This is a genomic window from Sphingobium sp. 22B (assembly GCF_001580035.1).
Classification (GTDB): Bacteria; Pseudomonadota; Alphaproteobacteria; order Sphingomonadales; family Sphingomonadaceae; genus Sphingobium; species Sphingobium fuliginis.
The window spans coordinates 1-457 of sequence record NZ_LTAB01000090.1 but is presented as its reverse complement, the minus strand read 5'-3'; the positions used below and the strand labels follow the sequence as shown (position 1 = coordinate 457).

The 457-nt window shown below is 44.8% G+C and carries 1 protein-coding gene; it reads right to left on the bottom strand.

Features of this window, described 5'->3' with window-relative positions:
- Positions 1-141: 141 nt before the first annotated feature.
- Positions 142-457, bottom strand: a 316-nt coding sequence (locus A0J57_RS26460; protein ID WP_161942162.1) for a hypothetical protein, incomplete at its 5' end; no start/stop codon positions are given.

Here is a 457-nt window from a genome sequence, read left to right as displayed (position 1 = left end):
TTTCAGAGCAACGTTGACGTTATTAAAGGACGCCTGAACCTTACTTTCACTAGGGCTATAGGGACTTGCTCATTATCGAACCACACCAACTTGATGTAAATGACTGCTAGTAAATAGCGTTTAGATACACTTGGTATTTGCTCACGGGCTAGTTACCACCTTCTTAATTTTCTCGACTAGYTCGGCTTCATCCAGTTCTATGCGYTTCCTGATTTTTTGCTTGGCGATGTTTGCTGCGGCTTCAAATGCTTTCCTGGCGTTTTCATCGTCCGGTAATGCCATCCAGCTAAGCTCATAAAGCGTCCCTATCGCTGCCCCTTGCCTCGATAGCATTTTGCAGATTCGGTCTACTCCGCTGTTTATTGCCTTAATCAGTTCGTTAGTTGCGTACTTAATTGCCTCAGCAATCTCATGATCTCGGCTCTGGTTCTTGATGTTCTCATAGTTGTCCTGTCTC